Below are 17550 nucleotides of genomic sequence, written 5' to 3' on the forward strand. Positions count from 1 at the left end.
TCCCGCGCCGACGGCGCCCGCGGACGCGTCGCCCGCCGCGACGGCCGGCAAGCATCTGCCCATGTTCGGCACGGGCCTCGTCGGCCCGGCGCTGGTCGACGCCTTCAAGAAACTCGGCGTAGGCACGCAGCTGCGCAGTCCCGTCATGTTCGTCGTGTACGCCGGCAGCATCGTCACGACGCTGCTGTACGCGCAGGCGGCGCTCGGCACCGGCGAGGCCCCACGCGGCTTCATCCTCGCCTGCGCCGTCTGGCTGTGGTTCACGGTGCTGTTCGCGAACTTCGCGGAAGCGCTGGCCGAAGGCCGCAGCAAGGCGCAGGCCGCGTCGCTGCGCGGCCTGAAGGAAGCCGTGATCGCGAAGAAGCTGGCCGTGCCGAAGCACGGCACCACCTGGCTGCCCTGCCCCGCCACCGACCTGCGCAAGGGCAACCACATCCTGATCGAAGCGGGCGACGTGGTGCCGATCGACGGCGAGGTCGTCGAAGGCGTCGCATCGGTGGACGAGAGCGCGATCACGGGCGAATCGGCGCCGGTGATCCGCGAATCCGGCGGCGATTTTTCCAGCGTCACCGGCGGCACGCGCGTGCTGTCCGACTGGCTGGTCGTCCGGGTGACGGCGAACCCGGGCGAGACCTTCCTCGACCGCATGATCGCGATGGTCGAGGGCGCGAAACGCAAGAAGACGCCCAACGAGATCGCGCTGACGATCCTGCTGGTGGCACTGACGATCGTGTTCCTCGTCGTGACGGTGACCTTGCTGCCGTTCTCGCTGTACGCGGTGGCAGTCGCCAAGGCCGGCACGCCCGTCACGATCACCGTGCTGATCGCGCTGCTCGTGTGCCTGATCCCGACCACCATCGGCGGCCTGCTGTCGGCCATCGGCGTGGCGGGCATGAGCCGCATGATGCGCGCGAACGTGATCGCCACGTCGGGCCGCGCGGTGGAAGCCGCGGGCGACGTCGACGTGCTCCTGCTCGACAAGACCGGCACCATCACGCTCGGCAACCGCCAGGCCGCCGCCTTCCTGCCGGCGCCGGGCGTGACGGACCGCGAACTGGCCGACGTGGCACAGCTCGCCTCGCTGGCCGACGAGACGCCGGAAGGCCGCAGCATCGTGGTGCTGGCCAAGCAGCGCTTCAACATCCGCCAACGCGAGCTGGAACACCTGCACGCCGTCTTCGTGCCGTTTTCCGCGCAGACCCGCATGAGCGGCGTCGATTGCGGCGGGCGCAAGATCCGCAAGGGCGCCTTCGACGCCGTCCGGCGCCACGTCGAGGCGCTCGGCATGCCGTTCCCGCCCGAGGTCGTGCGCACGGTCGAAGACGCCGCGCGCCGCGGCAGCACGCCGCTCGTCGTGGCCGACGACGACCGCGTGATGGGCGTCGTCGAGCTGAAGGACATCGTCAAGGGCGGCATCAAGGAGCGCTTCGCCGAGCTGCGCCGCATGGGCATCAAGACCGTGATGATCACCGGCGACAACAAGCTGACGGCCGCCGCCATCGCCGCCGAGGCCGGGGTCGACGATTTCCTCGCCGAGGCCACGCCGGAGGACAAGCTGAAGCTGATCCGGCACTACCAGTCGGAAGGCCGCTTGGTCGCGATGACGGGCGACGGCACCAACGACGCCCCGGCGCTGGCCCAGGCCGACGTGGCCGTGGCGATGAACTCCGGCACCCAGGCCGCCAAGGAGGCGGGCAACATGGTGGACCTCGATTCGAATCCGACCAAGCTGCTGGAGATCGTCGAGATCGGCAAGCAGATGCTGATGACGCGCGGCTCGCTGACCACGTTCTCGATCGCGAACGACGTGGCCAAGTATTTCGCGATCATCCCGGCCGCGTTCGTCGGCACCTATCCGCAACTGAAGGCGCTCGACGTCATGCACCTGGCCAGCCCGTCCTCGGCGATCATGTCGGCGCTGATCTTCAACGCCCTGATCATCGTGTTCCTGATCCCGCTGGCCCTGCGCGGCGTGCGCTACCGCGCGATCGGCGCCACCGCCCTGCTGCGCCGCAACCTGCTCGTCTACGGCATCGGCGGTATCATTTTGCCGTTCATCGGCATCAAGTTGATCGACGTGCTGCTGGCCGCGCTCAACCTCGTCTGAACAAGGAGAATCGCATGGCAACCATCCTTCGTCCCGCGCTGGTCCTGTTCGGCTCCCTGACCGTCGTGTGCGGCGTGCTGTACCCCGCCGCCGTCACCGGCATCGGCCGCGCCGTATTCGCCCGCCAGGTGGACGGCAGCCTGATCGAGGCCGGCGGCAAGACCGTCGGCTCCAGCCTGATCGGCCAGCCTTTTTCCGCGCCCCGCTACTTCTGGAGCCGGCCGTCGGCCACGACGCCGATGGCGGACAACGCCGCCGGCTCGGGCGCTTCCAACCTGGGGCCGACCAATCCGGCCCTGCTGGACGCCGTCAAGGACCGCGTGGCCGCGCTGCGCCGCGCCGATCCCGCCAACCGCGCGCCGATACCCGTCGATCTCGTCACCGCCTCCGCGAGCGGCGTCGACCCGGAGATCAGCCTGGCGGCGGCCGACTACCAGGTGGCGCGCGTCGCCGCGGCGCGCAAGGTGCCTGAGGCGCAGGTGCGCGCGCTCGTCGCCCGGCATCGGCAGGAGCCGGTCCTCGGCTTCCTGGGCGAGCCGCGCGTGAACGTGCTGGCATTGAACCTGGCGCTGGACGGCAAGGCGCAATGAGGACCACGCCATGAACGCCCCTGGCGACGAGCAGCGGCGCGACCCGGACGCGCTGCTGGCCCAGGTGCGCGCGGAAGAGCGGCGCGCGGCGCGGGGCCGGCTGCGCATCTATTTCGGCGCGTCGGCCGGCGTGGGCAAGACCTGGGCGATGCTGTCCGCGGCGCGGCAGCTCGCCGCCGGGCGCACGGTGCTGGTCGGCATCTCCGAAACCCACGGGCGCGCGGAGACCGAGGCGCTGCTGGACGGACTGGACGTCCTGCCGCGCCGGCGCATCGATTACCGCGGCAAGACGTTGTCCGAGTTCGACATCGACGCCGCGCTCGAACGGCGCCCGCAACTCGTCCTCGTCGACGAATTGGCCCACTCGAACGTTCCCGGTTCGCGCCACCCCAAGCGCTGGCAAGACATCGACGAGCTCCTGGCCGCCGGCATCGACGTGTTCACGACGGTGAACGTGCAGCACCTGGAAAGCCTGAACGACGTGGTCGGCGGCATCACCGGGGTGCGCGTCGGGGAGACGGTGCCGGACTCCGTGTTCGACGGCGCCGACGAGGTCGTGCTGGTGGACCTGCCGGCGGACGAGCTGCTGGCCCGCCTGAAGCTCGGCAAGGTGTACCAGCCGGCGCAGGCCGAACGGGCCGGCCGGAATTTCTTCCGCAAGGGGAATCTCATCGCGCTGCGCGAACTGGCGCTGCGCCGCACCGCGGAGCGCATCGGCGACGACGTGCGCGCCTACCGCGTCGAACAATCCATCGACGCCGTGTGGCGCACGGGGACGGCACTGCTGGCCTGCGTCGGGCCCGGGGCGGACGCGGAGGGCGTGGTGCGCAGCGCGGCCCGCCTGGCCGCGCAACTCGGCGCCGACTGGCACGCGGTCTACGTCGAGACCCCGGCGCTGCAGCGCCTCGACGCCGGCCGGCGCGCGCGGACCCTGGCGGCGCTCAAGCTGGCACGCGATCTCGGCGCCGCCACGACCGTCCTGTCGGGCGACGGCGTGGAAGCCGCCGTCGTCGACTACGCCCGCAGCCACAACCTGGCGCGCATCGCGCTCGGGCGCGGCCATGCGGGACGGCCGTGGCGCATGCCGTGCGGCCGCCGCATCGCGCGCCTGGCTCCCGACATCGAACTGCTCGAAGTCGCCGCGCCGCAGCACACGGCGGCCGATGGCCTTCGCGCCGCGCCCGCCGTGCCTGCCGTTCCCGCGCGCGCGGCCGTCGTGGCACATGGCGTGGCGGTCCTGTCCAGCCTGGGCATGGCGCTGGCGGCCACGCCGACCATCGCCTGGCTGGACCTGGCCAACATCGCCATGCTGTTCCTGCTGGTCGTGCTGCTGATCGCCGTGCGTTTCGGCCGCGGCCCGTCGGTCACCGCGACGTGCGTCAGCGTGGCCTGCTTCGACTTCTTCTTCGTACCGCCGCGCTTCACGTTCGAGATCTCGGATCTCCAGTACCTGGTGGCCTTCGGCGTAATGCTGGCGGTCGGCCTGATCACGGGGCATCTCACGGCCGGTCTCCGGTTCCAGGCGCACGTCGCCGCCCGGCGCGAGAGCAGGACGCGCGCGTTGTACGAATTCGCGCGGGCCTTGTCCGGCGTACTGCAGACGGAGCAGATCCAGGAAGCCACGCGCGACGCCATCGGGCGCACGTTCGGCGCGCGCACGGTCCTGCTGCTGCCGGACGCCGACGGGCGCGTACATCCCACGTCCGAGACCGGCGCCGAAACGATCGCCGCCCTCGATGCCGGCATCGCGCAGTGGTCGTTCGATCACGGCACCAGCGCCGGCATGGGCACGGACACCCTGCCCGGCAGTCCCGTCTTCTACATGCCGCTGGTCGCGCCGATGCGCACCCGCGGCGTGCTGGCGATCGAGGCCTCGACCCCGCACTGGCTGCTGGCGCCGGAACAGCGCCAGCAGCTCGACACGTTCGCGGCGCTGGCCGCCATCGCGCTGGAACGGGTGCATTACATCGAGGTCGCGCAGGAGGCATTGGTGAGAATCGAATCGGAGCGCCTGCGCAACTCGCTGCTGGCGGCGCTGTCGCACGACCTGCGCACGCCGCTCACGTCGCTGATGGCGCAGGCCGAGTCGCTGGCGCGCTCGTCGCCGCCGCTGGCGCCGGCGCAGCGCACGATGGCGGACGCGCTGCGCGACGAAATGGTCCGCATGAGCATGCTGGTGACGAACCTGCTCGACATGGCCCGCATCGAGAGCGGCGACGTCAAGCTCAAGCTCCAATGGCAGCCGGTCGAGGAAGTCATCGGCAGCGCGCTCTCGGCCAGCCGCGCCGCGCTGGCCGGCCACGCGGTCGAGACCCACGTGCCGGCCGACCTGCCGCTGGTGCAGTACGACGCCGTGCTGATCGAGCGGGTCTTGTCCAACCTGCTGGAGAATGCGGGCAAATACACGCCGCCGGGCAGCACGGTCGCCATCTCGGCCGAGCGCCACGGGCTGTGGCTGAACGTCGCCGTGACGGACGACGGTCCCGGACTGCCGCCCGGCCAGGAAGAGGCGGTATTCGACAAATTCACGCGCGGCGAGCGCGAATCCGCCAAGCCCGGGGTCGGCCTGGGCCTCGCCATCTGCCGCGCGATCGTCGGTGCGCACGGCGGGACGATCCATGCGGCCAACCGTTCCGAAGGCGGTGCCGCATTCGTATTCACCCTGCCGCTGGGGACGCCGCCGGCGCCGCCCCCGCTGGACGAGGATCTGGAAGTCGAGGAACAGGATGAGTGATTTCACCGGGATTGCCCTGCTCGTGGAAGACGAGCCCCATATCCGGCGCTTCGTGCGCGGCGCGCTGGAGCAGGAAGGATGGCAGGTGCACGAGGCTGCGACCCTGCAGCGCGGCCTGACGGAGGCCGGGACGCGCAAGCCGGACGTCGTCATCCTCGACCTCGGCCTGCCCGACGGCGACGGCGTCGATTTCATCGCCGACCTGCGCAAGTGGTCCGCGGTGCCGGTCATCGTGCTGTCGGCCCGCGTGACCGAAGAAGAAAAGATCCGCGCGCTCGACCGCGGCGCGGACGACTATCTCACCAAGCCGTTCGGCGTCGGCGAGCTGCTGGCGCGCGTACGCGCGTCGCAACGGCGCCTGCGCGGCGCGGCCACGGGCGGCGACGGCAAGGTGCGGTTCGGCGACGTCGTGGTGGACGTGCAGAACCGGCGCGTCACCAAGGGCGGCGGCGTCGTGCGCCTCACGCCCACGGAACACCGCCTGCTCGCGGTACTCGTCGCCAATGCGGGCAAGGTCATGACGACGCCCCAGCTGCTGCGCAGCGTCTGGGGCCCGAACCAGTCCGACCATGCGCACTACCTGCGGATCTACATGGGGCATCTGCGGCACAAGCTGGAAGACAATCCCGCCCAGCCCCGGTACATGATCACCGAGACAGGCGTCGGCTATCGGTTCCAGCTGCCGTGATTCAGGCGCCGACGACGAACACGGTCGCCGTGTCGCGCCCCGCGTGCTTGGACCGGTACAGCGCCTCGTCCGCCACGTGTGCCAGCGCGGACGGATCGGGATGCGCGCTCCACGCGATGCCGATACTGCTAGTCACCCGGATCGTACGGCCGTCGAGTTCGAACGGCGGACGGATCGCATCGTGCAGCTTGGCCGCGATCCGGTCGCATTCCAGCGGCGAGCCGACCTGCTCGAGGACGATCACGAATTCGTCGCCGGCCAGGCGCGCCACGGTGTCCGTGCTGCGCACGGTGGCGGCCAGGCGCTGCGCGAATTCGCGCAGCACGGCGTCGCCCGTGGCGTGGCCGAGACTGTCGTTGATCTGCTTGAAGTGGTCGATGTCGAGATAGGCCAGCGCCAGCGGCGTGGCATTGCGGCGCGCGCGTGCGATGGCCTGGGCCAGGCGTTCCTCGTGGCTGCGCCGGTTGGGCAGTCCGGTCAGGTGGTCGGAATGCGCGAGCGCGTGCAGCTGGCGTTCGTATTCGCGCGCCGCGGTGGCGTCCGTCGACAGCACGTAGATGCCCTGCACGACGCCGTCGCGCACGTGCGGCAGATAGGTCGAGCTGACGACGCGCATGTGGCCGCGGCGGACTTCCTCGATCTCCAGGTGCGACGCGTGGCCGGCCAGGCAGCGCTCCAGCGCTTCGCGCCGCGACGCATAAAACGCCTCGCCCATCGATTCGAGCACCGTCTTGCCGATCATGTCCTGGCTCTTCACGCCGAACCATTCGCGGTAACGCTCGTTGGCGAAGCGGTAGCGCAGGTCGGTGTCGACGTAGGCGATCAATGCCGGCACGTTGTCGGCGATGGTGCGCAGCCACTCCCCGCTCTCGATCAGCGCGCCGCGATTCAGTTCGTCTTCCGCCAGGCGCGCCAGGTCGCGCAGCAGGCGCCGGTCGGCGTCGCCGAACGTGCGCGGGACGGTGTCGATGATGCACAGGGTGCCGAGGGGCTGGCCGTCGAGGCTGTGCAGCGGCTGGCCGGCATAGAAACGGATGCCGGGCGCGCCCGTCACGTGCGGATGGTCCGTGAAGCGTTCGTCCTGCAGCGTGTCGGGCACGACGAGCATGTCGTCCAGGGCGATGGCGTGGCTGCAGATGGCGAGCGAACGGGGGATCTCCTCATGCTCCAGGCCGACGCGCGACTTGAACCACTGCCGCTCGCGGTCGATCAGCGACAGGAGCGCGATGGGCACGCGGAACGCGGCCACGGCAAGGCGGATGAAACGGTCGAACCGGTCTTCTCCGGGGGTGTCGAGCAACCCCGATGCGTGCAAGGCCTGTATGCGCGCTTCTTCCGCAAGATCTTGTTGACTGAGCATGGGCATCCTTGCCTGACGACGAAGAAAGAACCGGCGGCATGGGGCGAATCGGACGAAGCACGCAGCCTTTGCAATAAATTCTATCCGATTATCACCGGGCTGTGCGCTAGGGCCACGACCGTTGCATCGGAGGTACAGCACGTTCCAACATAAAACTTCTGAAACATTCTACAGCGAAACAATTAGCGATAATTCATTCTTTATGCGAAAAACATGGGATGTGCTGCACAAATGTCACATCCGGTTCGCCCGGCCGGGCCAGCGCCGCGTGCCTGTCGCGCCGGCAACGCCGCTCATCCTGAAAATCACCAAAACTCATCTTTCGCTTGCCCTGTCCAGCCGTCTGCCCCTATGCTTGCCCTTCACGGCCCAGCCGCACCGAGTCTGCCCGGGACAACAACGGACAACAAGACATGACGCATGACGATACGGGCAATGTCGTGGCGACCCTCGACGAGGTGTTGATCACGCACGAACTCGCACGCCGCCAGGCGCGTGCGCCCGACTACCGCGAGGAAAGCCGCGCGCTCACCCTGCTCAGCCACGATCTCGTGACGCATCCGCACGGCGTGTTGCAGCGGCTCGCCGAACTCATACTGCAACTATGCCGCGCCGGCACGGCCGGCGTCAGCGTGCTGGAACATGGCGCCGACGGCGACGTGTTCCGCTGGCCCGCCGTGGCCGGCGCGTGCGCCGACCTGCTCGACGGCGCGATACCGCGCGACGACAGCCCCTGCGGCATCGTCGTCGAGCGCAACACGACGCTGTTGTTCGAGGCCCCCGACCGGCACTTCGCGACGCTGCGCTGGGACGGCCCGCCGCTGGCGGAGTGCCTGCTGGTGCCGTGGATGGTCGACGACCGGCCGGTCGGCACCGTCTGGGCCATCTCGCACGATCCGGCGCGGCGGTTCGACGCCGAGGATGCGCGCCTGCTGGCCGAACTGTCGTCGTTCGCCGCCAGCGCGCACCAGCTCGTGCAGGCGCTGGACACGAGCCGGCGCGCCGAAGGCAAGCTCGCGGCGCTGCGCCGCGAGGTCGAGCTGCGCGCGACCGGCCGGGCCGATCTGCCGCTGGCGCCGGTGCACCGGCCGCGCTCCGGCGAGACGACGCTGGATGCCCTGCCCGACTACGTGTACGCGTTCGACCGCGCGCACCGCTTCGTCTACGTCAACCGCGCCATGGAAGAACTGTTCGGCATGCGCGCCGACGACATGCTGGGCCGCGGTTTCGCCGACCTGGATTTCCCGTTCCACCTGGCCGCCCGCCTCGACGACCACCTCGACACCGTCTTGCGCACCGGCGTCACCATCCAGGACGAAGTGTTCTTCACGAGCCCCACGGGCACGAGCGCGTACCTCCAGTTCCGCTGGGGCCCCGTGCTGGCGGAGGACGGCTCGGTCGAGCAGGTCGTGGGCGTCTCGCGCGACACGACGGGCCGGCGCATGCTGGAAGCGCGCCTGCGCGAGACCGAGGAACGCACGGCCTTCCTGCTGCGCCTGTCCGACGCCATGCGCTCGCTGGACGATCCCGCCGCGATCGAGACGACGGCCACGCGCATGGTGGCCGCGCACCTGGGCGCGAGCCGCGTGCTGATCGGCGAATTCGAGGACGGCCGGGTCCACATCCGGCGCGACCACGCGGACGGCGCGGCGTCGCCGGCGGGATCCTGCCCGCTGCCCGCGCTGGGCGTGCGGGCACAGGCCGCGTTCGAGCGGGGCGACGCCTTCGTCGTCGACGACATGGCGCGCGACCCGCACGTGGACCCGTTCACGCGCAACGGCTGGGCGCGCGCGGGCGTCGCGGCCCAGGTCGCGGTGGGCCTGTATTCCGGCGGGCGCGTCGCCGGGACGTTCTGCGTGCACCACGCGGCGCCGCGGCACTGGAGCGGCGCGGAAGTGAACCTCGTGCGCGAGGCGGCCGAGCGGACGTGGGCCGCGCTCGAGCGCGTGCGCGCCGAACGGGCGCTCAAGGATGCTGACCGGCGCAAGGACGAGTTTCTCGCGACGCTGGCGCACGAGCTGAGAAATCCGCTGGCGCCGATCAGCCACGCGATCCAGCTGATGCGCCGTCCCGACGGACAGCGCACGTCGGATCGCCTGTCCGGCATCATCGAACGCCAAGTGCGGCAGATCGTCAAGCTGGTCGACGACCTGATGGAGATCGCGCGCATCTCGCGCGGCAAGGTCGAACTGGACCGCAAGCCGCTGCCGCTCGCCGACGTCGTGCGCGACGCCGTCGAGGCCTGCCGGCCGCAGGTCGAGCGCGCCGGGCACCGCCTCGACGTCGCGGTGCCGGACGAGCCCCTCGTCGTGCATGGCGACGCGGTGCGCCTCACGCAGGTGCTCACGAACCTCATCAACAACGCGGCCAAGTACACGGATGCGGGCGGCCGCATCGACGTGACCGCGCAGCGCTGCGGCGCGAGCGCGGTCCTGGCGGTGGCCGACAACGGCCGCGGCATCGCGGCCGCCGAACTGCCCCGCGTGTTCGACATGTTCGCGCAGCCGCACCTGGGCGCCAAGGGCGCCGGCGAAGGCCTCGGCATCGGCCTGGCCATCGTGCGCAAGCTCGTCGACATGCACGGCGGGACCGTGGAAGCCCACAGCGCGGGCCCAGGCAAGGGCAGCGAATTCGTCGTGCGCCTGCCGCTGCTGCAGGAGACGGCGCCCGACGACGGCCTGGCCGCGCCGTGCGGCACGCTGGCCGGCCACCGCATCCTCGTCGTCGACGACAACCTCGACGCCGCCGACACCCTGGTCCTGCTGCTGGAATCGCACGGGGCGCACGCACGCGCCGCGTACGGCGGCCCGGCCGCGCTGGCGAGCCTGGCGGCATTCGCGCCCGACGTCGTGCTGCTCGACCTGGACATGCCGGACATGGACGGCTTCGACGTCGCCCGCGCCATCCGGGCCGAAGGCAACCGGCACGTGCGCGTCGTCGCCCTCACGGGCTGGGGCCAGCAGGCCGACCGCGCCCGCACGCGCGCCGCCGGCTTCGATCATCACCTGACCAAGCCGGTCGATCTCGACACCCTGGCGGCCTGGCTAGGCCCGGCGTAACGCCAACGCGCCGACCAGCTGCGCATGCAGGCGCGCGTCGCCGCATGCAAGCACCGTGCCGCCGTGCTGGACGTCGCCGCCGTCCCACGCCGTGATGACGCCGCCGGCGCCTTCGATGATGGGGACGAGCGCCTGCACGTCCCACGGCTGCAGGCCCGCTTCGATGACGGCGTCGACGAGGCCGGACGCCAGCATGCAATAGGCGTAGCAATCGCCGCCGTAGCGCAGCAGGCGCGCCCGGCCCGCCACGGCATCGAAGGCGGCGCGCCGGGCGGGATCGAACATGTCGGGCGACGTGCACATCACGTACGCCTCCTCCGGCCGCGCGCAGGGGCGCGTGTGCAGCACGTGCCCGCCGTTCCAGGCGCAGTGCGCCGTGCCGACGAAGCGCTCGCGCGTGAACGGCTGGTTCATCAGGCCCAGCACCGGACGCGTGCCGTCGTTCAGCGCGATCAACGTGCCCCACAGCGGCAGGCCGAGCATGAACGCCTTGGTGCCGTCGATGGGATCGAGCACCCACGTGAGGCCGGCGGTGCCCGCGTGCCTGCCCTCTTCCTCGCCGAGGATGCCGTGCTGCGGATAGCGGGCGCGGATCAGCGCGCGCATCGCGCGCTCGGCCGCGCGGTCGGCCGCCGTGACCGGATCGAAGCCGTGCGCGCTCTTGTTCTCGGCACCGCTGCCCGCGCGGAAATGCGGGAGGATGGCGCCCGCCGCCGCGTCGGCCAGCTCGTTGGCGAAGTGCAGGTACTCGTCGAATTCGGTGGCATCGATGGGCATGTCCATCCTCGTCGGTGCGCGGCACGGCGCCGCATTCCCCGCATACTACCTTGAACCCGCGCCGGGTTGAAGGAACACGCACGCCTCGCCGTCCTCGGGCACGCTCACGCGCGCGCGCAAGCCCTGCCCGTCCAGCCAGGCGCGCAGGCCGGCGCGCGACAGCACGCAGTGGTTCACGGCCTCCAGGTGGCTGGCGACGATGGCCGCGCGCGGCGCCGCCCGCGCCACCCGGCCCACGTCGTCCAGGTCCATGATGATGGGGCCCAGGCCCGGCACCTGCGCGTCGCCGCAGTTCAGCACGACGACGTCCGGATCGTACGTCTCCAGCACCGCCGCCACGTGCGCGTTCCACACGGTGTCGCCGGCGATGTACAGCGTGGGCTCGTCCGGATGGCGCAGCACGATGCCGCTCACCTCGCCCATGCGCGTGCGGAACGCGGGCGGCGCGGCGGCCATGAGGGCGTCGCTGCCGTGCCGGCCGCCCGTGCGGGCGATGCGGATGCCGCCGAACGCCGTGTCGCCCGCCGCCGCGAGCGGACGCACGTCCGTGAAGCCGTCGGCGCGGATGGCCTGCGCGTCGGCCTCGTCCTGCGCGAACACCGGCAGGCCTTTCGGCAGCACGCGGCGCGCCGTCTCGTCCCAGTGGTCGAGGTGCAGGTGCGTGACGACGACGGCATCCACGTCCAGCAGCGCGGCCAGCGGCACGGGCAGGTCGACGAGCGGATTGGCGAGGTGGCTGTTGGCCGTGCCGGCAAAGCCGGGGTAGGCGCCCCGCGCGGCCAGCAGCGGGTCGACGAGGAGGGTCTTGCCGGCGTAGTCGACGAGCAGGGTGGCATTGCGAATCTGGGTCAGTTGCATGATGGCGGCTCCTTGGTGGTGTGACGCCATTCTCGCGGCGCGGCCCGCATCCGGACAGTGGCCCGAAGGACACCTTTCGATATAATCGGGCCATGACCCGAACCGCTCCCCAAACCTACCGCGTGGCCGTCATCGCCTTCGACGGCATGACGCCGTTCCACCTGTCCGTGCCCTGCCTCGTGTTCAGCGGCCGCCCCGGCCCGGATGCGCGCTCGCGTTTCGCGCTGACGGTGTGCGGCGCCGGTCCGGAAGCGCCGCTGGCGACGAGCGCCGGCTTCGGCATCGTGCCGCGGCACGGCCTGGAAGCGCTGGCGGACGCCGACATCGTCGTCATGCCGGCCTGGCACGACGACTGCCGCCCCGCGCCGCCCGCGCTGCTGCGGGCCTTGCGCGCCGCGCACGCGCGCGGGGCCTGCATCGTCGCGCTGTGCCTGGGCGCCTTTCCGGTGGCCGAGGCGGGCCTGCTGGACGGCCGCACCGCGGCCACGCACTGGGCCTCGGCGGCGGAGCTGGCGCGCCGCCATCCGCGCGTGAAGGTCGATCCGGGCGTGCTGTACGTGGACGACGGCGACGTGCTGACGTCGGCCGGCGTGGCGGCCGGCATCGACTGCTGCCTGCACCTGCTGCGCCGGCTGTGCGGCGCGGACGCGGCGAACCAGGTGGCGCGCATGCTCGTCGTGGCGCCGCACCGGCAAGGCGGCCAGGCCCAGTTCATCGAACGGCCGCTGCCCGTGTCGGGCAGCGACGGCCGGCTGTCCGCGGTGCTGGAATGGGTGACGCGGCACCTGGGCGAGGACCACGCCATCGACGACCTGGCCCGGCGCGCGGCCATGAGCCGGCGTAACTTCACGCGCCACTTCCGCCAGGCGACGGGCACGTCGTTCAAGCAATGGCTGTTGGCCCAGCGGCTGGCGCACGCGCGCTGGATGCTGGAGACGGGCGACGCCGCCGTGGAGGTGGTGGCCGCCGAAGCGGGCTTCGGCTCGGCGCTGTCGCTGCGCCAGCACTTCCGCGCGGCGCTGCAGACGTCGCCGGCGGCGTACCGCAAGGCGTTCCGGCAGGAGGCGAAGGTGGGCGCGGGGCGCACACCCTACGGCCGGTCATCGTAGGGTGGGCACCCCGTGCCCACCAATCACTGCGCCCAGCCACGCGCGCAGCACGCCCAGGTCGACCGGCTTGGTGAGATGAAAATCGAACCCCGCCCCGCGCGTGCGTTCGCGGTCGCTCGCCTGCCCCCAGCCCGTCAGCGCGACGAGGCGCACGCCGGACCAGGCGGGATCGGCGCGGATGCGGCGCGCCACCTCGAGGCCGTCCATGCCCGGCATGCCGAGGTCGAGCAGGACCGCGTGCGGCCGCAGGCCCGGCATGGCCGCCAGCGCGGACTGGCCGTCGTACACGGCGCGCGCGCGGGCGCCGTCCGCTTCCAGCAGCATGGCGAGCGTATCGGCCGCGTCCTGGTTGTCGTCGACGACGAGGATGCGCGGTCCGGCCAGCGGCGCCGCGTGCGCCGCCGTGCCCGCGTCGCCGGCCGCGTCGTGCCTGTCCGCCAGCGGCAGGCGCACGACGAATTCGCTGCCCTGCCCCGGCCCGGCGCTCCTCGCCTCGACGGTCCCGCCATGCATCTGCACGAGGCTGCGCACCATGGCGAGCCCGATCCCGAGCCCGCCCTCGCCGCGCCCGGCCGCGCGGTGCGCCTGGGTGAACATGTCGAACACGTCGGGCAGGTTGGCGGGCGGGATGCCGATGCCGTTGTCGCGCACGGCGATCTCGACGTCGTCCCCGTCGCGCCGCGCCGCGAGCTCGATGCGGCCGCCCGCGTCCGTGTACTTGGCCGCGTTGTTCAGCAGGTTGGCGAGCACCTGCGTCAGGCGCACGCTGTCCGCGTGCAGCGTGAGCGCCTCGTCGGGCAGGCGCACGTCCAGGTGGTGGCGGTGCTGGTCGATCAGCGGCCGGCTCGTCTCGACGGCGCCCTGCACGACGTCGGCCAGCAGCAGCGGCTGCCGGTGCAGTTCGATCTTGTCGCGCGTGATGCGCGAGATCTCCAGCAGGTCGTCCACCAGCTTGATCATCTGGCGCACCTGGCGTCCCAGCATCTCGACGAGGCGGTCGGCGCGGCGGCGGCCGTCCGGATGGCGCAGCAGGTGCACGGCGTTGCTGATCGGCGCGAGCGGATTGCGCAGTTCGTGCGCCAGCACGGCGAGGAAGTCGTCCTTGCGGCGGTCCGTTTCCTTGAGCGCCTGCTCGGCCAGCACGGCGTCGGTGATGTCGAGCGCGGCGCCGACGTGACCCGCATAGCTGCCGTCCGGCGCGAACAGCGGCTGCGCGTAATTGTCGAACCAGCGCCACTGGCCGTCGCGACGGCGCACGCGGTCGAGGTTGCGCCACGGCCGGCGCGTGCGCACGGCCTCCATATACCCCGCGACGTAGGCGGGGGCGTCGTCCGGATGCAGCAGGTCGTGCCAGCCCGAGCCCAGCACGGCCTCCAATGACTTGCCGGTGAAGTCGAGATAGTACTGGTTGACGAACACGTTGCGGCCTTCGACGTCGTTCTGCCAGATCAGCACGGGCACGGTGTTCGACAGCGTGCGAAAGCGCAGTTCCGACGCCCGCAATTCGCCCTCGACGCGCTTGCGCGCCGTGATGTCCTGCACGATGTTGACGGCGCCGGCGATGCCGCCCGCGTGGTCGCGCAGCGCCGAGATGTTGAGCAGGACGTCGATGCGGCTGCCGTCCGAGCGCTCGATGGACGACTCGCAGTCGACGACGGGTTCGCCGCCGCCCAACACCGCGCGCAGCGGCGCCGCGAAATTGGCGAACCGGCAGCCTTGCGCGGCCTCGGGTTCCGGGCCCCAGCAGGCCGGCACCACGCCGGGCGGGCCGCCGCACAGGCGGTCGGCGCACGCGTTGTGGAATACGACGTTCCCCGCCGCGTCGCAGGCGACGACGCCGGCGGGAATCGCGCCGATCAGGTCGCGGTATCGCTGCTCGCTGGCGCGCAGCGCCTCGTCGGCCTGGCGGCGCTGGGCGATCTCGTGTTCGAGCATGCGGTTATGCCCGGCCAGCACGCGCGTGCGTTCCTCCGCCGCCTGCACCAGCTCGCGCCGGCCCTCGGCCGTCTCTTCCAGCGCGACGATGGCCTGGTAGGCGGCGGCCGCGAAATCGGCCAGATTGCGCAGCACGCGCGCATCCTCGGCGTCGAAGTGGCGATCAAGCCGGTGGCTGATGACCCACACGGTGCCGACCGCGCGCCCCTCCGCGGTCCATGGCACGAGCAGGTTTTCGATCATCGGCGGGTCGAAACCGGCCATCACCGCGAAGCAGCGCTCGCCGTGCCGCATCAGCATGGTTTGATTGCGGTCGACGACCGCGCCGCACGGGCTCACGTCGAACGGGACCGTGCCGTCCAGGTGCGCCGCGAACAAGCCGGCGGCCGCGCGCCAGCGGAACACGCGCGCGCCGTCCTGTTCCTCGAGCAGGCTGATGCCGGCCGAGCCGGCGTCGCACAGGTCGAGCACGAGCTCGGCCAATTTTTGCGGCACGCCATGGGGATCGAGGGCCAGTTGCCTGGCAAGCGCGGCCATGGCGCGGTTCTCCGCCGCGTAATCCGGCGCCCGGCGCGGACGCCGCTCCAGTTCCGCCGTGATGAGGACGTCATCGACGCAGCACGGGGCGCATGTAGGCTGGGTCTCCATCGGAACAACACCGAATGTACGAACTGTACGAACTGTACGAACTGTACGAACGACGCATGCTAGCGAAAAGCGTGGCGGGACGGCGCGCCATTTGCATTGCGCGCGCCATCAAACGAACACAGCCGTGCGCGAGCGTCAACAGCCGCTGGTATTGGTCGTGACGGTGGGGACGCCGGTGCCGTTATAGGTGTACTGGACGGAGCATTGCATGGGCGTGGGCGCGCTCTCGATGCGCCATCCCGCGTCGCCGTTGGGGATTTTGTTGTTGCCGTAGCCGTAGAACGTGTAGCCGTCGACCTGGATCGCCGCGGACGACAGATAGCAGCCGTTGGCGGGGACGGTCATGGTTTGCAGGACCGCGCCGATGCCGTCGCACCACCGGTCCGGGTAGCCGTTCCAGACGCGCAGCTGCGTGGACGCATCCATGGCGACGAACGTCAGGTCCTTGATGCCGGCCGGCGTGCCGGCGCCGCGTACCGCCGTGAGCGACTTGACCATGCCGACCCCGGTCTTGACGGAGCCGGCCAGAGCCTGGATCGAGGAAATGCGGGCCGACGAGCCCAAGTCGACGAATTTCGGCAGGGCGACCGCCGACAACACGCCGAGAATGACGATCACGACGATCAGTTCGATCAGCGTGAAGCCCCGGGCCCGTCCGATTCGGCCGGCGTTTGTTCGTAATGAATGTGAATGCATGGCAAGACTACGATTAAATTTCTTTCCCATAAGAATGGTTTCAGTATATCCACGTATCTTTACTTTGACTACGACATGGTTGACGAACCGTTGTAACCATGCGTACGCGCCGTGCTAGAGTGACGTTTTACGGCTCTCGACGATCATGGCGCACCCGCTCGACAACATCTTCTGGAACTGCCTCGACGGTCCGCACCGCCACCTCTCCACCGGCACCGACCGGGCACGCCGCTACGCGCCCGGTTTTTCGCCCATCGTCGGCTTCCCCGATCCGCACCGGCCCGACTTCGCCGCGCTGCGCCCGTTCTGCACGCCCGGCGAGCAGTTCTATTGCGACGCTTGGTCCGGCCCCGTGCCGGACGGCTGGCGCCTCGAAGCCGAAGCGACCATGTTCCGCCTCGTCTGGGATGGCCGCGCCGGCGCCGCCGCCGACCCGGCCCCGGACGCCGTGCCGCTCGGCCCGCAACACGTGGACCAGGCCGTGGCGCTGGCCCGGCTGACGCGTCCCGGCCCGTTCGGTCCGCGCACGATCGAGCTGGGCGAGTACTTCGGCTACGTCGACGACGGCCGCCTCGTCGCGATGGCCGGCGAACGGATGGCGGCGGGCGGCCTGCGCGAGATCAGCGGCGTCTGCACCCATCCCGGCCACCAGGGCCGCGGTTACGCCAAGCGCCTGGTGCAAAAACTCGTCATGCGCCAGCTGGCGCGCGCGGAGACGCCGTTCCTGCACGTGATGAGCGCCAACCGGCATGCCCACGACCTGTATTTGCGCATGGGTTTCCGCGATTGGTGCGAGACGGTCGTGCGGGTCGTCACGTCCTGCTGACGCACGGCGCCGGCGACATCGCGGCGATCACGAAGAACACCCGCGGTGCCCCTCCGCCAGTGATGTCGCGAAACCACACATTTGCACGCCGACATGCTCGCTTCCCACGATCACGGCCGTGCGATCTCGTATAGATGTTGAAAATTTCGCAAAGGAAATGATA

General features: G+C 70.7%; 12 protein-coding genes. 7 read left to right on the forward strand and 5 right to left on the reverse strand.

The features are described 5' to 3' along the window. The first annotated feature begins 61 nt into the window (after window positions 1–61). Genes kdpB through kdpE form a run of 4 tightly spaced genes read left to right on the forward strand, consistent with a single transcriptional unit; the run spans window position 62 to window position 6119 of the window. The gene (gene kdpB, locus ISF28_RS25530; RefSeq protein WP_229519384.1) at window positions 62–2107 is read left to right on the forward strand and encodes a potassium-transporting ATPase subunit KdpB; all 2046 of its coding nucleotides are present in this window, start codon (window positions 62–64) and stop codon (window positions 2105–2107) included. Between the two features lie 14 nt (window positions 2108–2121). Beyond that, window positions 2122–2697 (forward strand): potassium-transporting ATPase subunit KdpC, encoded by a 576-nt coding sequence (gene kdpC / locus ISF28_RS25535; protein WP_198119988.1) that lies wholly within the window; start codon window positions 2122–2124, stop codon window positions 2695–2697. A gap of 10 nt (window positions 2698–2707) precedes the next feature. After that, window positions 2708–5431 (forward strand): DUF4118 domain-containing protein, encoded by a 2724-nt coding sequence (locus ISF28_RS25540; protein WP_198119989.1) that lies wholly within the window; start codon window positions 2708–2710, stop codon window positions 5429–5431. Next, a complete protein-coding gene (gene kdpE, locus ISF28_RS25545) occupies window positions 5424–6119 on the forward strand; it encodes a two-component system response regulator KdpE (protein ID WP_198119990.1) in 696 nt (231 codons plus the stop codon). Before ISF28_RS25540 ends, kdpE begins: the two co-directional genes overlap by 8 nt. A 1-nt stretch (window position 6120) precedes the next feature. Here the strand turns inward: kdpE and ISF28_RS25550 are convergent, their stop codons facing one another. Continuing rightward, window positions 6121–7479 carry a diguanylate cyclase domain-containing protein gene (locus ISF28_RS25550; protein WP_198119991.1) on the reverse strand — a complete coding sequence of 453 codons (1359 nt, stop codon included), beginning with the start codon at window positions 7477–7479 and terminating at the stop codon, window positions 6121–6123. Window positions 7480–7892: 413 nt separating this feature from the next. On the opposite strand from ISF28_RS25550, the gene ISF28_RS25555 reads away from it, so the two are divergent. Continuing rightward, on the forward strand, window positions 7893–10538 hold the full coding sequence (locus ISF28_RS25555; protein WP_198119992.1) for an ATP-binding protein: 2646 nt from the start codon (window positions 7893–7895) through the stop codon (window positions 10536–10538). Here the strand turns inward: ISF28_RS25555 and hisN are convergent. Together hisN and ISF28_RS25565 are read right to left on the reverse strand one after the other, a co-directional pair. Continuing rightward, window positions 10524–11315 (reverse strand): histidinol-phosphatase, encoded by a 792-nt coding sequence (gene hisN, locus ISF28_RS25560; RefSeq protein WP_198119993.1) that lies wholly within the window; start codon window positions 11313–11315, stop codon window positions 10524–10526. The two genes, ISF28_RS25555 and hisN, sit on opposite strands and share 15 nt — an antisense overlap. Before the next feature lie 45 nt (window positions 11316–11360). Then, window positions 11361–12173 (reverse strand): MBL fold metallo-hydrolase, encoded by an 813-nt coding sequence (locus ISF28_RS25565; protein WP_198119994.1) that lies wholly within the window; start codon window positions 12171–12173, stop codon window positions 11361–11363. 92 nt (window positions 12174–12265) lie between these two features. Here ISF28_RS25565 and ISF28_RS25570 point away from each other — a divergent pair, with 92 nt between their 5' ends. Next, entirely contained in the window at window positions 12266–13282 is a 1017-nt protein-coding gene (locus ISF28_RS25570) for a GlxA family transcriptional regulator (RefSeq protein ID WP_198119995.1), read from the forward strand. Here ISF28_RS25570 and ISF28_RS25575 read toward each other — a convergent pair. Continuing rightward, on the reverse strand, window positions 13274–15865 hold the full coding sequence (locus ISF28_RS25575) for a hybrid sensor histidine kinase/response regulator (RefSeq protein WP_198119996.1): 2592 nt from the start codon (window positions 15863–15865) through the stop codon (window positions 13274–13276). The two genes, ISF28_RS25570 and ISF28_RS25575, sit on opposite strands and share 9 nt — an antisense overlap. A gap of 135 nt (window positions 15866–16000) precedes the next feature. Continuing rightward, on the reverse strand, window positions 16001–16561 hold the full coding sequence (locus ISF28_RS25580) for a type II secretion system protein (RefSeq protein ID WP_198119997.1): 561 nt from the start codon (window positions 16559–16561) through the stop codon (window positions 16001–16003). A gap of 145 nt (window positions 16562–16706) precedes the next feature. Between ISF28_RS25580 and ISF28_RS25585 the strand changes: the two genes are divergently transcribed. Further along, complete coding sequence (locus tag ISF28_RS25585; protein WP_198119998.1) at window positions 16707–17387, forward strand: GNAT family N-acetyltransferase; 681 nt, start codon at window positions 16707–16709, stop codon at window positions 17385–17387. The last annotated feature ends 163 nt before the right edge of the window (window positions 17388–17550 follow it).

This window comes from Massilia rhizosphaerae (assembly GCF_016093545.1).
Classification (GTDB): Bacteria; Pseudomonadota; Gammaproteobacteria; order Burkholderiales; family Burkholderiaceae_D; genus Telluria; species Telluria rhizosphaerae.

Bases quoted from the DNA above. Each gene is read 5' to 3' on its own strand.
- ISF28_RS25570 (WP_198119995.1), top strand. From the start codon at position 12,266: ATGACCCGAACCGCTCCCCAAACCTACCGCGTGGCCGTCATCGCCTTC.
- hisN (WP_198119993.1), bottom strand. From the start codon at position 11,315: ATGCCCATCGATGCCACCGAATTCGACGAGTACCTGCACTTCGCCAAC.
- ISF28_RS25550 (WP_198119991.1), bottom strand. From the start codon at position 7,479: ATGCTCAGTCAACAAGATCTTGCGGAAGAAGCGCGCATACAGGCCTTG.
- ISF28_RS25565 (WP_198119994.1), bottom strand. From the start codon at position 12,173: ATGCAACTGACCCAGATTCGCAATGCCACCCTGCTCGTCGACTACGCC.
- kdpE (WP_198119990.1), top strand. From the start codon at position 5,424: ATGAGTGATTTCACCGGGATTGCCCTGCTCGTGGAAGACGAGCCCCAT.
- ISF28_RS25575 (WP_198119996.1), bottom strand. From the start codon at position 15,865: ATGGAGACCCAGCCTACATGCGCCCCGTGCTGCGTCGATGACGTCCTC.
- ISF28_RS25585 (WP_198119998.1), top strand. From the start codon at position 16,707: ATGGCGCACCCGCTCGACAACATCTTCTGGAACTGCCTCGACGGTCCG.
- ISF28_RS25555 (WP_198119992.1), top strand. From the start codon at position 7,893: ATGACGCATGACGATACGGGCAATGTCGTGGCGACCCTCGACGAGGTG.
- ISF28_RS25540 (WP_198119989.1), top strand. From the start codon at position 2,708: ATGAACGCCCCTGGCGACGAGCAGCGGCGCGACCCGGACGCGCTGCTG.
- ISF28_RS25580 (WP_198119997.1), bottom strand. From the start codon at position 16,561: ATGCATTCACATTCATTACGAACAAACGCCGGCCGAATCGGACGGGCC.
- kdpB (WP_229519384.1), top strand. From the start codon at position 62: ATGTTCGGCACGGGCCTCGTCGGCCCGGCGCTGGTCGACGCCTTCAAG.
- kdpC (WP_198119988.1), top strand. From the start codon at position 2,122: ATGGCAACCATCCTTCGTCCCGCGCTGGTCCTGTTCGGCTCCCTGACC.